Origin of the sequence: Streptomyces sp. WMMB 322, assembly GCF_900090145.1 — a bacterium.
Lineage (GTDB): Bacteria > Actinomycetota > Actinomycetes > Streptomycetales > Streptomycetaceae > Streptomyces.
The window spans coordinates 757063-770525 of sequence record NZ_FMHI01000001.1 but is presented as its reverse complement, the minus strand read 5'-3'; the positions used below and the strand labels follow the sequence as shown (position 1 = coordinate 770525).

13 protein-coding genes are annotated in these 13463 nt (G+C 70.9%); 8 read left to right on the top strand and 5 right to left on the bottom strand.

The window, feature by feature from the left end:
* The first annotated feature begins 93 nt into the window (after positions 1-93).
* Positions 94-297, top strand: coding sequence for a hypothetical protein (locus H180DRAFT_RS03255; protein WP_055484362.1), 204 nt, complete (start codon positions 94-96; stop codon positions 295-297).
* A 175-nt stretch (positions 298-472) separates the two neighbouring features.
* Here H180DRAFT_RS03255 and H180DRAFT_RS03250 read toward each other — a convergent pair whose 3' ends face one another.
* Positions 473-1696 (bottom strand): 5-methyltetrahydropteroyltriglutamate--homocysteine S-methyltransferase, encoded by a 1224-nt coding sequence (locus H180DRAFT_RS03250; protein WP_254665837.1) that lies wholly within the window; start codon positions 1694-1696, stop codon positions 473-475.
* Positions 1697-1818: 122 nt separating this feature from the next.
* On the opposite strand from H180DRAFT_RS03250, the gene H180DRAFT_RS03245 reads away from it, so the two are divergent.
* Together H180DRAFT_RS03245 and H180DRAFT_RS03240 are read left to right on the top strand one after the other, a co-directional pair.
* Positions 1819-3198 (top strand): APC family permease, encoded by a 1380-nt coding sequence (locus H180DRAFT_RS03245; protein WP_055484507.1) that lies wholly within the window; start codon positions 1819-1821, stop codon positions 3196-3198.
* Between the two features lie 85 nt (positions 3199-3283).
* Entirely contained in the window at positions 3284-3943 is a 660-nt protein-coding gene (locus H180DRAFT_RS03240; RefSeq protein ID WP_055484361.1) for a TIGR03086 family metal-binding protein, read from the top strand.
* Between the two features lie 59 nt (positions 3944-4002).
* Here the strand turns inward: H180DRAFT_RS03240 and H180DRAFT_RS03235 are convergent, their stop codons facing one another.
* Positions 4003-4863 carry a MurR/RpiR family transcriptional regulator gene (locus tag H180DRAFT_RS03235; RefSeq protein ID WP_055484360.1) on the bottom strand — a complete coding sequence of 287 codons (861 nt, stop codon included), beginning with the start codon at positions 4861-4863 and terminating at the stop codon, positions 4003-4005.
* A gap of 464 nt (positions 4864-5327) precedes the next feature.
* Between H180DRAFT_RS03235 and H180DRAFT_RS03230 the strand changes: the two genes are divergently transcribed.
* Positions 5328-5768 carry a hypothetical protein gene (locus H180DRAFT_RS03230; protein WP_055484506.1) on the top strand — a complete coding sequence of 147 codons (441 nt, stop codon included), beginning with the start codon at positions 5328-5330 and terminating at the stop codon, positions 5766-5768.
* Between the two features lie 478 nt (positions 5769-6246).
* Here H180DRAFT_RS03230 and H180DRAFT_RS03225 read toward each other — a convergent pair whose 3' ends face one another.
* Entirely contained in the window at positions 6247-7638 is a 1392-nt protein-coding gene (locus H180DRAFT_RS03225; RefSeq protein ID WP_055484359.1) for a cystathionine beta-synthase, read from the bottom strand.
* A 382-nt stretch (positions 7639-8020) separates the two neighbouring features.
* On the opposite strand from H180DRAFT_RS03225, the gene H180DRAFT_RS03220 reads away from it, so the two are divergent.
* The 3 genes from H180DRAFT_RS03220 to H180DRAFT_RS03210 all read left to right on the top strand — a co-directional run bounded on the left by H180DRAFT_RS03220 (position 8021) and on the right by H180DRAFT_RS03210 (position 11662).
* Positions 8021-9049, top strand: a complete 1029-nt coding sequence (locus H180DRAFT_RS03220; protein WP_055484358.1) for an SGNH/GDSL hydrolase family protein — start codon at positions 8021-8023, stop codon at positions 9047-9049.
* 212 nt (positions 9050-9261) lie between these two features.
* Positions 9262-10479 carry an acetyl-CoA C-acetyltransferase gene (locus tag H180DRAFT_RS03215; protein WP_055484357.1) on the top strand — a complete coding sequence of 406 codons (1218 nt, stop codon included), beginning with the start codon at positions 9262-9264 and terminating at the stop codon, positions 10477-10479.
* Positions 10480-10753: 274 nt separating this feature from the next.
* Entirely contained in the window at positions 10754-11662 is a 909-nt protein-coding gene (locus H180DRAFT_RS03210) for a hypothetical protein (protein WP_055484356.1), read from the top strand.
* On the opposite strand, the gene H180DRAFT_RS03205 is transcribed toward H180DRAFT_RS03210, so the two are convergent.
* On the bottom strand, positions 11646-11984 hold the full coding sequence (locus H180DRAFT_RS03205) for a hypothetical protein (RefSeq protein WP_055484355.1): 339 nt from the start codon (positions 11982-11984) through the stop codon (positions 11646-11648). The two genes, H180DRAFT_RS03210 and H180DRAFT_RS03205, sit on opposite strands and share 17 nt — an antisense overlap.
* Before the next feature lie 98 nt (positions 11985-12082).
* Between H180DRAFT_RS03205 and H180DRAFT_RS03200 the strand changes: the two genes are divergently transcribed.
* Positions 12083-12310 carry a DUF4287 domain-containing protein gene (locus H180DRAFT_RS03200; RefSeq protein WP_055484354.1) on the top strand — a complete coding sequence of 76 codons (228 nt, stop codon included), beginning with the start codon at positions 12083-12085 and terminating at the stop codon, positions 12308-12310.
* Between the two features lie 134 nt (positions 12311-12444).
* On the opposite strand, the gene H180DRAFT_RS03195 is transcribed toward H180DRAFT_RS03200, so the two are convergent.
* A complete protein-coding gene (locus H180DRAFT_RS03195) occupies positions 12445-13305 on the bottom strand; it encodes a Bax inhibitor-1/YccA family protein (RefSeq protein WP_055484353.1) in 861 nt (286 codons plus the stop codon).
* Positions 13306-13463: the final 158 nt, after the last annotated feature.

Sequence of the window (13463 nt, the reverse complement as noted above, 5' to 3'; positions counted from 1 at the left end):
CGAACCTGGACCTGCATGATCCGTCGCGGCAGCCTGGTGGGTGAAGGGCCTCCGGTTCCCCCCGGTGGCCACGGCGAGCGAGGAGGTTCACGCGTGTCCCACTGCCCGTACTGCGGATGGCCCGACGACCAGCCCGTCCGGGATCTCTCGCAGCACCCCACAGGTGAGGGAGTCCTCGTCTGGACGCGCTGCGCCTGCGGCTCCGTCCAGGCCAGGCTCCTCACCGCCGGCACTCTCAGGATCATGACCAGGGGAAAGCCGGCGGAGCAGCACGCCAGGGCACGGGCCGAATGCTGAACGGGGCGGGCGGCGGCCCCTGTTGGCCGGTGCCGGCACCGGTGCCGGCACCGGATGAAGCGCGGTGCGCGGGGCGCCGGTGCGAGCCCCGGCCCGCCCACGCGACCGGGACGGCCGGGCGCCTGCGCGCCCGGCCGTCCCGGCAACTCACCCGAGGATCACCGCCCTTCGGGCATCACGCCCCGCCCCAGACCTCCTCGGCGGTCTCCACGATCAGGGCGAGCTTGGCCTTCTGGTCGTCGATCGTGAGGTTGTTGCCCTCCAGCGTCGAGGAGAAGCCGCACTGCGGGGACAGGCTGAGCTGATCGATGTCGACGTAGCGGGACGCCTCCTCGATGCGGCGCTTGAGCATGTCCTTGCTCTCCAGCTCCGGCCGCTTGCTGGTGACGAGGCCGAGCACGACCTGCTTGCCCTTCGGCACGAAGCGCAGCGGTTCGAAGCCGCCGGAGCGTTCGTCGTCGAACTCCAGGAAGAAGCCGTCGACTTCGAGACCGCCGAAGAGCGCCTCGGCGACGAAGTCGTAGCCGCCCGTGGCCACCCAGGACGAGGCGAAGTTGCCCCGGCACATGTGCGTCGTGACGCGCAGGTCGCCGGGGCGGTCCGCGAGAGCCCGGTTGATGTTGGCGATGTACGTCTCGTGCTGGTGCTCGGGGTCCCCGCCGATCTCCGCGACGTGACGGCGCTGCTCCGGGTCGTTGAGGTACGCGAGGCTGGTGTCGTCGAGCTGGAGGTAGCGGCAGCCCAACTCGTGGACGCCGCGCACCTGGGCCGCGTAGGCGTCGGTCAGGTCCGTCCAGAAGGACTCCATGTCCGGGTAGACGGCCTCGTCGATCGAGGCGCGTCCGCCCCGGTAGTGGACCATGCTCGGCGAAGGGATGGTCAGCTTCGGCGTCACGCCCTCGGAGACGGTGTCCCGCAGGAACGCGAAGGCGTCGGCGAAGATCGTCGACTCCAGGTGCAGCTTGCTGTCCACATGGGCGGAGGGCGGTGCGAACTCGATGTCGCCGTCCGCGTTGTGGAACTGCACCCGGAGGTTCTCGTCCTCGACCTTGTTGATGCCGCCGAGCGAGTAGATGAAGTCCATGTGCCAGGACTGCCGCCGGAACTCTCCGTCCGTGGCGCCCCGCAGTCCGGCTTCGCGCTGAAGTGCGACGACGTCGCGTACGGCCTCGTCCTCGGCCGCCTTCAGCCCGGCTGCGTCGATGCGCCCCGCTGCGTGGTCCTCCCGGGCACGTTTGAGTGCCGCCGGGCGCAGCAGGCTCCCCACGTGGTCGGCGCGGAAGGGCGGAAGCGTGCGCGCCCCGGTGGTGGTGGGCTTCGTCGGCTCTGACGTCATGGGGTGTCCCTTCTCCAGGTCGGGGGACTCACCCTGCTCCGGAGTGGTCCATTCCTCAACCATGTGTTCCGCTGTCCGGAAGGACGAAGCCGCCGGGACGGGCGGCCGCACGGTCGCAAGAACCGCATGAACGTGCCCGGCCGACGGGAGCTTTGGCGGGCGCGGGCCGTGGGAACCTTCAGCTCATGCCGGAGTCTCGCGAAGCCCCTGAAGCAGAATCACCCGCCCAGAGCGCGCCCGCCGACGGGACACCTCTCGTCCGGGCCATCGGGCCCAAGTTGCTGGTCTTCTTCGTCATCGGCGACATCCTCGGCACGGGGATCTACGCCACCACGGGGAAGGTGGCGGGGAAGGTCGGCGGGGCCCTGTGGCTGCCGTTCGTGATCGGGTTCGCGGTGGCACTGCTGACGGCGGCCTCCTACGCGGAACTCGTCGGCAAGTACCCGCGGGCCGCCGGTGCGGCGCTGTACACCCAGCGGGCGTTCAAGATGCCCTTCCTGACCTTCATCGTCGCGTTCATGGTCATGTGCTCGGGCCTGTCCTCGGCGAGCGCCGCGGCCCTCGCGTTCGCGGGCGACTATCTGACGGAACTGGTGGAAGCCCCCTCCACGCTCGTCGCGGTCCTCTTCGTCCTCGCACTGGCGGCGCTCACCCTGCGCGGCGTCTCGGAGTCGGTGAAGACCAACGTCGTGCTCACAGTGGTCGAACTGAGCGGGCTGATGATCGTCATCGGGATCGGCGTCTACGCCGTCCTCGCGGGCATGGGCGACCCCGGCCGGCTCGGGGAGATCCACACGACGGGCGACACCGGGTACGCGGTGCTGACGGGCGTGATGGGCGCGACCGCCCTGGGATTCTTCGCGTTCGTCGGCTTCGAGGACTCGGTCAACATGGCGGAGGAGACCGTCGAGCCCGGCCGGACCTTCCCGCGGGCCCTGTTCATCGGTGTCGCCGTAACCGGCACCATCTACGTGCTGGTGGCGCTCATCTCGTCGCTGCTGGTCGACTTCCGGGTACTGGAGAAGTCCAGCGGTCCGCTGCTGGAGGTGGTCAAGGCGGGCGGGGTGAGCTTCCCGCCCGAACTCTTCGCCGTCATCGCCCTCTTCGCCGTCAGCAACTCCGCGCTGATCAACATCATGATGGCCTCGCGTCTGTGCTACGGCATGGCCAACGAGGGCATCCTTCCCTCCGTCATGGGGCGGGTGCTGCCCGGCCGGCGCACCCCGGTCACCGGCATCGTCTTCGTCACCCTGCTCGCCGTGGTGCTCGTCTCCACGGGCGAGATCGAAGGGCTCGGCGACACCACGTCGTTCCTGCTGCTGTGCGTCTTCGCGGTCGTCAACATCGCCGTCCTGGTGCTGCGCAAGGAGCGGGTGGAGCACCGCCACTTCCGCGCGCCCACGGTGCTGCCCGTCCTGGGCGCGGCCTCCGCGATCCTGCTGGCCGGCCCGCTCGCCGACCGTGCCGCGGACGTGTACGTGCGCGCGGCGGTCCTCGTCGCGCTCGGCATCGCGCTGTGGGCCGTGAACAGGGCGGCTCTCGGAATCGCCGTGCGGCGCCGATGAGTTCGCGTCCCTGTGCCGGTCCGTACAGGGGACGGCCGGGCCCACCGGCCGGCGGGCGGAAACCGAGAGGGCAGGCGGTCGGGCGATGGACGACGGCACACGGGACGCCGGCACCGCATTGCTGGAGCGGGCGCTCGGATACGCACTGTGCGCCGTACGGCCCGTGACGGCACCGGCGCTCAACCGTGCGACACCGTGCGGCCGTTGGGACCTGAGAGCGCTTCTGTGGCACACCAACGACTCGCTCGCCGCACTGTGCGAGGGGATCGAGGACGGACACGTCGCCCTGGAGCCCCCCGCAGCGGCCGGGGGCAGTGAGAGCGACAGGCGCGGCCCGCGCGACCCGGCTGCGGCCTTCCGGGCCGCGGCGTCGCGGCTGATGGGCGCCTGGGCCGGCTCGCGGACCCCGGCCCGGCGGCTCGTGGCCGTCGACGACCTGCCGCTGACGGCAGCAGCCCTCGCCCGTACGGGAGCGCTCGAGATCGCCGTGCACGGATGGGACATCGCTCAGGCCATCGGGCTGCCGCGTCCCGTTCCGGCGGCGCTGGCGACCGAACTGATCCGCACGGCACGTCAGTTGGTGCCAGGACCCGAGGCGCGCCATCCGCTCTTCGCCCCGCCGGTCACCGTCCCGGCGGAGGCCGATCCGAGCGACCGGCTCGTGGCCTTCCTCGGCCGTGACCCGTACCGGACGAGGCGGGGCGAGGAAACGGGCGGCACGGAGGGCCGCACGGAACCCGCGTAGCGTCTGTCAGCCGCCTCGTCCTGCTTCCGTCTCGCCCCCGCTCCGGGAACGGGGAGCGTTCATTCCAGGAACAGTCCGCGCTCCGCGGCCCTCGCGTCGAAGTCCTCCAGCCTGGACTGGGCGTCCGGCAGCCCGTCGCACATCGCCTCCAGCAGCACCCGCCCGAGCAGCATGGGTGCGCACGCGGTGTCGAAGACGAGTCCTGTGCCGACCGCGGCGGGAAGCAGCAGGTCCTCGGGGTGTGCGACGGGCGCGAAGGCGCTGTCGGCGACGGTGACGATCCGCAGGCCCGTGCCGCGGGCGTGGTCGAGTGCCTCGGCCGCCTCCTTCGGGTGGCGCGGCAGCGCGAAGCACAGCAGCACGTCCGCCCCGGCCCGTAGGCACCCGTCGATGCGGTCGGACAGCATGCTTCCGCCCTCGTCCAGCAGCCGCACGTCGGGATGGACCTTGGAGGCGAAGTAGGCGAAGCCGCGTGCCTGGGCCGAGGCGGCACGCAGGCCGAGCACCGGCAGCGTGGGGCTCGCGGCGAGCATCCGGCCCGCGCGCTCCACGGGAGCGGGGTCGGCGAGCAGGGCCGCGAGGTGACGCAGATTGTCGATCTCGGCGTGCACGGCCTGCTGGTAGGCGTTGTACGGGTCGGTTTCGGCGTCCCGGGTGCCTGCCGCCGCTCCCGCCCCCGTCGTCCCGGGCGCCGGTTCGCGCAGATGCCGGCGGAGTGCTGGGTAGCCGTCGAAGCCGAGAGCCACGGCGAAGCGGGTGACGGAGGGCTGGCTCACCCCTGCCAGTTCGGCGAGTTCGACGCTGGAGAGGAAGGGTGCGTCACCGGCCTGGCGGACCATGCAGTGTGCGATCCGGCGCTGGGTCGGCGTGAGCCTGTGCCCCTCGAAGAGCTTCAGCAGCCGCGCGCTCGCGCTGCTCATCCCGTCCTCCCGCTGTTCGCGCCCACCGGAGTCCCACACCTGGGGCCTGTCCGGCGACAGCCCGGCCCTCGACGTCTATTCACTACAGAACGACTGTGCATGACTATATGCAGTCGGGCAAGCGCGATCCGGTGGATCAGCATCGAGGCCGCCACCGCCGCCTCAGAACACCTACGGGTGCTTCATGCCGCCGGTCACCGGTCGTCAGCGGCTTCCGCGTTCAGGCCGTGCTCCCGCAGCGGGCACGCGCCGCCCGCATCGGCGGGCTCGTGGACGCCGGAACGGCACCCCCCACTCGGCAGGACAGCTTTCCCCCGGGCCGCGCGGTCCCCGGGCCGCACTTCCCCGGACCGGCCGGACTCCGGGAACTGCCGCCGCCACCGGCGAAGGTGGGGGCAGGCCGCCCGCGGATACGGGGGCTGGCACCACTGCCCCGGGCGGAGCGCGCGCGTAGCGTGCTGCGCATGGACGCCCGCGACCCCGAGCTCACGCGCGAACTCGACGCGACTCTTCAGACCCGCAGGGAACTCGGCAAGGAGTACGAGGACGAACTCATCACCTCTTTCCTCGAGAAGCTCGACCACCGGCTGGAGACGGTCGTGGACAAGCGGATGCGCCGCCGGATGGCGGAGCAGCAGATGGTCGTGGCCCGCGGGGGTGCCCGGGCGCAGGCGGGCGGCGGTTCGCCGTCGTATCCGGAGGGCATGGGTACGCGGCTCCTGGCGGTCGCCTCGCTGGTGCTGGCCGTACCGCTCTCGGCCATCGCGGCCGTCAACACGGGGCTCTCGGGCCTGCTCGTGTGCTGGGCCGGCATCGTCGGCGTCAACGCGGCGCAGGGGGACTGGAGCCGGTTCGGCCTCCGGCGGACCAAGGAGGAGCGCCGGCAGGAGAGCGACTGGGACTGAGCGGCCGGAACCAGGACCGCACCGGAACCAGGGCCGCCGCCGCTGCCGCCCCCGTACGGAACCGGCAGCCGGGCCCCGGCCGCAACCCCGGCGCCGACCGCAGCCCCGGGCGAGACGCCCGCCGCAGCCGGACCCGGGCCCTGGGCGAGACGCCCGCCGCGGGCCGTGAGGAAGAAGCAGAGCCCCGCAGCGGGAGGCCGCCGCACCCCGGTGCGAGCACCGGGGCGGGACGAACGGCAGCCCCCCGCGGGGATGCGCGCCGGTCAGGACCGGTCGCGTCCCGGCGTCCACAGATCCGGGAGCCGCTCCGGAGTTCTTCGACGCCGACACGGACCACTGTGCCGAGCGTGTGTCAACCGGAGGTTTCGGGACCGTGACACTCTCTCGCCGCTTCGCGAACCGCCCGGCGCCGCGAACGCCCGGGCACCACAAAGTCCGGGCGCGCGGGGAGTTCGGGGTGTTCACGGCCCCGTCCGCGTCACTTCTTGGCGCCGCTCGCCAGATAGGCGAGCAAGTCCTGCCTGCTGACCACACCGACCGGCTTGCCCGCCGCCAACACCACTGCCGCGTCGGCGCCTTCGAGAACCGGCATCAGGTCCGTCACCGGCTCGCCGGAGCCGACGTGCGGCAGGGGCTCGCTCATGTGCTTCTCCAGACGGTCGCCGAGGGAGGCGCGCTGTGCCAACAGCGCGTCCAGCAGCTCCCGTTCGACGACGGAACCGACGACCTCGGCCGCCATCACGTCCGGGTGCCCGGCTCCCGGCTTGACCACCGGCATCTGCGAGACGCCGTACTCGCGCAGCACCTCGATGGCCTCGCCGACCGTCTCCTCGGGGTGCATGTGCACGAGCGAGGGGATCGGGCCCTCCTTGTGGCGCAGCACGTCACCGACGCGTACGTCGGTGGCCTCGCCCTCCTCCAGGAAGCCGTAGTCGTTCATCCACTCGTCGTTGAAGATCTTGCTGAGGTAGCCCCTGCCGCCGTCCGGCAGCAGCACCACGACCACGTCGTCCGGCCCGAGCTTCCTCGCCACCTCCAGGGCGCCCACCACGGCCATGCCGCACGAGCCGCCCACCAGCAGGCCCTCCTCCCTTGCCAGACGGCGCGTCATCTGGAAGGAGTCCTTGTCGGAGACGGCGACGATCTCGTCAGCCACGTCCCGGTCGTACGCGTCCGGCCAGAAGTCCTCGCCGACGCCCTCCACCAGGTAAGGACGGCCCGAACCGCCGCTGTAGACGGAACCCTCGGGGTCCGCGCCGACGACCCGCACCCGGCCCTCGCTGACGTCCTTGAGATAGCGGCCCGTTCCGGAGATGGTGCCGCCGGTGCCGACGCCGGTGACGAAGTGCGTGATCCGCCCGTCGGTCTGCTGCCACAGCTCCGGACCGGTCGACTCGTAGTGCGATCGCGGGTTGTTCGGGTTGCTGTACTGGTCGGGCTTCCAGGCGTCCGGGGTCTCGCGCACGAGACGGTCCGAGACGTTGTAGTAGGAGTCGGGGTGGTCCGGGTCGACCGCCGTCGGGCAGACGACGACCTCGGCGCCGTACGCCCGCAGCACATTGATCTTGTCCGTCGACACCTTGTCGGGGCAGACGAACAGACAGCGGTAGCCCTTCTGCTGGGCGACGATGGCGAGCCCGACACCGGTGTTGCCGGAGGTGGGTTCGACGATGGTGCCGCCCGGACGGAGTTCGCCGGACTGCTCGGCCGCCTCGATCATCCGCAGCGCGATCCGGTCCTTCACGGAACCGCCGGGGTTGAAATATTCGACCTTCGCGAGAACCGTGGCCCGGATACCCTCCGTGACACTGTTCAGCTTGATCAGCGGGGTGTTGCCGACAAGGTCGATCATGGACTCGTGATACTGCAACGTGGTCTCCGCGCGTCCGTGGGCAGCGTCGTTGCGTGCCCTTACCGTCACGATATTGCGCAACACGCGCACACCGGAGGCCCGTTGCGAAGGTTGCAGAGCGGTCCCCACGGGGCAACACAGTGTTAGGAGCGCTCAACCCGCACGTCACAGGACGCGCACCGAGCGCTCACACCGACTACCCAACCACGGTGCCTCTTCATGCACCTCAGCACCATCCGGCGGGGCACAGGCCGACGGTAGCGGGAATGGATCGGGCGCGGCCGCGGTCTCACTGACGCCTCTGGCCGCACAGTACGGCGCAGCACGGCGCACACGGAACGCACAGCACACCAGCACCGGGACCAGCACCAGCACCAGCAGCGGGAGGCGGACCAGAAAGATGCCGATGTCGAAGGCGGCCAGCGCAAGAGTGGCACGACGGATCGCGACCGCGGCCGCGTACGGCAGCGGCGGCCTCAGCCTGCTCGGAGGCGCCGCCGTCGGGCTGCTGTTCGCCGAGGCCCAGCTCGCCAAGCGGAAGATCGGCGTCTCGGACGACGACCCGCCCAAGGCCGACGGCGTCTACGGCGCCGCCTTCGCGGGACAGCACCCGGGGCGTGCCGTACGGCTGGGCTTCCTCGGCGACTCCACGGCGGCCGGCCAGGGAGTGCACCTCCCCCGCCAGACCCCGGGCGCCCTGCTGGCCTCCGCGCTCGCGGCCGTCGCCGAACGGCCCGTGGAGCTGCGCAACGTGGCCCTGCCGGGCGCCCAGTCCGACGACCTGGAGCGCCAGGTCACACTGCTGCTGAGCGAGCAGGACCTCGACCACGCGCCCGACGTCTGCGTCATCATGATCGGCGCCAACGACGTCACGCACCGGATGCCGCCCTCCCGAGCGGTGCGGCTCCTGTCGGACGCGGTGGCGCGGCTGCGCACCGCCGGGTGCGAAGTGGTCGTCGGAACGTGCCCCGACCTGGGTTCCGTGGAGCCCGTCGGCCAGCCCCTGCGCTGGGTCGCGCGGCGCCTGAGCCGCCAGCTCGCCGCGGCACAGACCATCGCCGTGGTCGAGGAGGGCGCCCGTACGGTCTCGCTCGGCGACCTGCTCGGCCCCGAGTTCGCCGCACATCCCCGCGAACTGTTCGGCCCGGACAACTACCACCCCTCGGCGGAGGGTTACGCGACCGCCGCGATGGCGATCCTGCCGACCCTGTGCGCCTCGCTGGGCCTGTGGCCGACGGAGGACGAAGGGCCGGACGCGGCGCGGCGGGAGAGCATCCTGCCGGTGGCGCGGGCGGCGGCCGAGGCCGTCGCCGAGGGCGGCACGGAGGTCACGGCGGTCCGCGGCCCGTGGGCCCTCCTCAAGCACCGCCGGCGGCGCCGGCTGCCTCCGGCGGAGGAGGTCGAGGCGGCGCACGAGGAGGCGCTCTGACCAACCCCGGCCCGCCCCGGGCGGCCCCCTCCCGCCCGGGGCGCGAGGCCGGGGTGCCTGCGGCGGGGGTTCACCCCGTCGCCACCGGGCAACGAAAAAGCAAGCGCTTAGAAAAGAGTCCGGCATCACACCGTGCAGCCCGTGACCCCGGGGCTACGGGGAGGTAGCTTCCCGCAGGTAAACCGCTCTGCCGACGACCCTCTGGAGCCGTGATGCCCGAAGCAGTGATCGTCTCTGCCGCCCGCTCGCCCATCGGACGCGCCTTCAAGGGGTCGCTGAAGGACGTACGGCCCGACGACCTGACCGCGCAGATCGTGAAGGCCGCGCTCGATCAGGTACCGGAGCTGGATCCCTCCCGGATCGACGACCTGATGCTCGGCTGCGGCCTGCCCGGCGGCGAACAGGGACACAACCTGGGTCGCGTCGTCGCCGTGCAGATGGGCATGGACCACCTGCCGGGCTGCACCATCACCCGCTACTGCTCCTCGTCGCTGCAGACGACCCGCATGGCGATGCACGCCATCAAGGCGGGCGAGGGCGATGTGTTCATCTCGGCGGGCGTGGAGGCCGTCTCCCGTTCCGTCAACGGGAGTTCGGACGGGATGCCCGGCACGCACAACCCGCTCTTCGCCGACGCCGAGGCCCGTACCGCCGAGCGCGCCGAGAAGGGCGGATCGGACTGGGAGGACCCGCGCGGGAACGGCCAGGTGCCGGACGTCTACATCGCCATGGGGCAGACCGCGGAGAACCTGGCCCGCCACAAGGGCATCACCCGCAGGGAGATGGACGAGTTCGGGGTCCGCTCGCAGAACCTGGCGGAGAAGGCCATCGCCGACGGCTTCTGGGAGCGGGAGATCACGCCGGTGACCACGCCGGACGGCACGGTCGCCAAGGACGACGGTCCGCGCGCCGGCGTGACCCTCGAGGGCGTCGAGGGGCTCAAGCCCGTCTTCCGTCCCGACGGGCTGGTCACCGCCGGCAACTGCTGCCCGCTCAACGACGGTGCGGCCGCACTGGTCGTCATGTCCGACACCAAGGCGCGCGAGCTGGGTCTGACGCCGCTGGCGCGCATCGTGTCCACCGGAGTCTCCGGCCTCTCCCCCGAGATCATGGGTTACGGCCCGGTCGAGGCCAGCAAGCAGGCCCTGGCGCGTGCCGGAATGACGATCGGCGACATCGATCTCGTCGAGATCAACGAGGCGTTCGCCGCCCAGGTCATCCCGTCCTACCAGGACCTCGGCATCGACCTGGACAAGCTCAACGTCAACGGAGGCGCGATCGCCGTCGGCCACCCCTTCGGCATGACCGGCGCCCGCATCACCACGACGCTGCTCAACTCGCTGCGCTGGCACGACAAGCAGTTCGGCCTGGAGACCATGTGCGTGGGCGGCGGCCAGGGCATGGCGATGGTGCTGGAACGCCTCAGCTGACGTCCCGGGATGTGATTTATCCCCCTGGTGCTGAGCGTTTCTCCTGCTCACGCCGGGCGGGGTGCCGGAGGTTGCAGTTCACCTCTGTCCTATTCACGACGTTTGGGACTACGGTCGACTCGCCCCGGGCTTCTTTCACGCTGTTCCCCCGGCTTCTCCTCCGGCCTTCCGGAAGATGCCCGAGGGGGTGGGCCCCAGGGGGGTGGGCCCAGGGAGGAAGCCGGGGAGTCCCGATACAACGTCCGGGGGGACCAACGGAACCAGGAGAACGTCAGTGAGCCCGATATCTCTGCTGCTGCTCGCGACCGCGGTCACGGCCGCCGCGGTCGGGGGCGCCGCCCTGCACTCGGCGCGCGGCCTGCGCCGGCGTCTCGAGGAGTGCGAGCAGGGTGCCCACGGGGCAAGGGTTCCGCGCGCGCGTTCCGCCGAGGAGATCCGAAGCATCGTCGTCGAGGCGATCGCGGAGGAACGCGAACGTGAGCTGGCGGAGGCCCGCGCCGTGTGGGCGTCGCAGGACTCGGGCACGCACGGCGCGGACGAGGACGCGACGCTGGCCGGGCGCGGCACGGAGTACGAGATCGCTCCCGTCCTGGACGCACTGCTCAGGGGCCGCCTCGACGACGAGGTGCTGGAGACCCTGCGCGGAATGCGCGACCACACCATGCCCGAGCCGGGAATCTTCGTACCCCGGCAGATGGAGCGCGGCGCGGGCGAGAACGGTCTCGAACCGGTGGAATCCCTGGAGCAGCGCGGCGCGGACGACGGGCAGGAGACTCCCGATGTGGCCGCCGCCCGCCGGCGTCACCCTTCGGAGCCGGACTTCACGCTCCGCGGCGAACCCGCCGTCCCCGCGCAGACGTCCCTGCGCTCCGGGAACGCCGCCGGTCACGAGCGCACCGTGGGGCGGCTGGCGGAGCTGGCGGACGCCCGTACGCCGCTCTCGGACGTGCGGCAGGGCCCGCTGGGCACGCTGGACGTCTACCTCTTCCAGGACGGCACAACGGTGTGCCTCTCCCCCGGCCACCGCGAGACGGCGGAGGCCCTGTGCGCGGCGCTGCGGGAAGGGGACGTCCCGGTGCTGATGGGGGGCTCCACCGTCTCCGGCGCGTACGCCCTGACCTTCGCCTACGGGGAGGGCCGCACCGCCTATCTCCTCGCGGACCGGGTCATCGCTTCCCGGTAGCAGCCGCGGCGATACGCACGGTGGCGAGCTGAACCAGGGCGACGGCGTCGGTCAGTTCATGATCGGCGTCAACTTCGCAAAGAATTTCCGCCAGATCGTGTGCCGCCACCAACAGCTGGTCGCCGACGGCGAAAACACCCACGTCGGGCAGCTCCGACGGAGGGCGGCCCGGGAACTCCAGACGCTGCGCCCTGACCGCCAACTCGCGTGCCAGGGCCAGTCCTTCGGCCGCCGCGCCCCTGCGCAGAGCGCTCTCCGGAAGCGTCCTGAGACGGTCCGCGGCCGGCTGGACCGCGGAGATCAAAGGGGCTGTATCGAGCACCTCGCAAGCGTATGCGCCCCCGCGGGACTGTTGCCATCGTCCTCACACTCAGGCACCTTGGCGGGAAGGACTCCATAAGGCAGCGTCCGGAGGCGCCGATGTCCCAGATCTTCTCCGAAGAGACCCACCGGAACATGCTCACCCGCATCCCTCACTGCACAGGCCGTGAAGTATCCGAATGGCTGCGGACCGTCGATGAAGGCCCTTCTCTCTTCCGCTTCGAGGAGAAGGTGAGCTGGCTGCGCGGCGAGCACAACCTCGCTTACGGCCACGCGAAGGCGATCATTCACGAGTACGACCTGCGGCGCGCAGCGCGCCACCTGTAACCGGCTCTCCAGAACCCGCCGGCTCTCTTCCGGAGCCCATCCGGATCCGCAACCTGCGACTTCTCACATTCGAATCAGCACATACGAAGGGGCCCGCGAGGCGTCACCGCCTCCGGGCCCCTTCGCCGCGTCCGTCAGTCGTTGCCCTGAAGGATCGCGATCAGTCGCAGGAACTCCAGGTAGATCCACACGAGGGTCAGGGTCAGGCCGAAGGCGGCCAGCCAGGACTCCTCACGGGGAGCGCCGTAGGAGATGCCGTCCTCGACCTGCTTGAAATCGAGCGCCAGGAACAGAGCGCCGATCAGGATGCCGACGACACCGAACAGGACGCCCATCGCGCCGCTGCGGAAGCCGAGACCGTCACCGCCGCCGAAGACCGCGAACAGCAGGTTCACCATCATCAGCATCACGAAGCCGATGGCGGCGGCCATCGCGAAGCGGTAGAAGCGCCTGTTGACCCGGATGATCCGGGTCTTGTACATCACCAGCACCGCGGTGAAGACCGCCATGGTCCCCAGCACGGCCTGCATGGCCGCGCCGTCCGCGATGTAGCTGTCGACGAAGTTGCTGATCGCGCCGAGGAAGAGACCTTCCAGCGCCGCGTACGCCAGGATCAGCGCGGGCACGGCCTTGCGCTTGAAGGACTGGACGAGGGCCAGCACCATCGCGACGAGGCCGGCACCGATGGCGAGCGGCAGGGCCAGATCGGTGATCCAGGCCACTGCGGCCATGACGACGACGAGGCCCACCGTCATACCGGTGCGGGCGACGACGTCGTCCATCGTCATGACGCCGGTCTGCGGCGGGGCGGCGGGCGGAGCCCCCTGGGGCTGACCGACTGCCTGCGTCTGCTGCTGGGCGTAAGGGTTGTTCGCGTAGGGGTTGTTCGTCGCGTACGGGTTCCCGGCCTGCGGCTGCTGGCCGGCGTCGAAACCGGCATAGCCGCCTGAGCGGCTGAACCCCCGTCGCGAGAAGACCGGGTTGCTGCTCCTCATCTCACTCCTCCATGGCCGTACGGCACGGCACTAGCCTTCAGAGTAATGCGTTAGCAAAAACAGCACGCTACTCCAGTGTCAAGAACGAAGAAAAGTGGGGCGTGGTTCCGGCTTGGTTCCGTTCTTGTACCGGCTCTCCGGGCTTTCCCGACGCGCCG

Coding starts and splice junctions, on each gene's coding strand:
- H180DRAFT_RS03195 (WP_055484353.1), bottom strand. CDS start 13,305: ATGAGGAGCAGCAACCCGGTCTTCTCGCGACGGGGGTTCAGCCGCTCA.
- H180DRAFT_RS03245 (WP_055484507.1), top strand. CDS start 1,819: ATGCCGGAGTCTCGCGAAGCCCCTGAAGCAGAATCACCCGCCCAGAGC.
- H180DRAFT_RS03250 (WP_254665837.1), bottom strand. CDS start 1,696: ATGGTTGAGGAATGGACCACTCCGGAGCAGGGTGAGTCCCCCGACCTG.
- H180DRAFT_RS03240 (WP_055484361.1), top strand. CDS start 3,284: ATGGACGACGGCACACGGGACGCCGGCACCGCATTGCTGGAGCGGGCG.
- H180DRAFT_RS03215 (WP_055484357.1), top strand. CDS start 9,262: ATGCCCGAAGCAGTGATCGTCTCTGCCGCCCGCTCGCCCATCGGACGC.
- H180DRAFT_RS03220 (WP_055484358.1), top strand. CDS start 8,021: ATGCCGATGTCGAAGGCGGCCAGCGCAAGAGTGGCACGACGGATCGCG.
- H180DRAFT_RS03230 (WP_055484506.1), top strand. CDS start 5,328: ATGGACGCCCGCGACCCCGAGCTCACGCGCGAACTCGACGCGACTCTT.
- H180DRAFT_RS03200 (WP_055484354.1), top strand. CDS start 12,083: ATGTCCCAGATCTTCTCCGAAGAGACCCACCGGAACATGCTCACCCGC.
- H180DRAFT_RS03235 (WP_055484360.1), bottom strand. CDS start 4,863: ATGAGCAGCGCGAGCGCGCGGCTGCTGAAGCTCTTCGAGGGGCACAGG.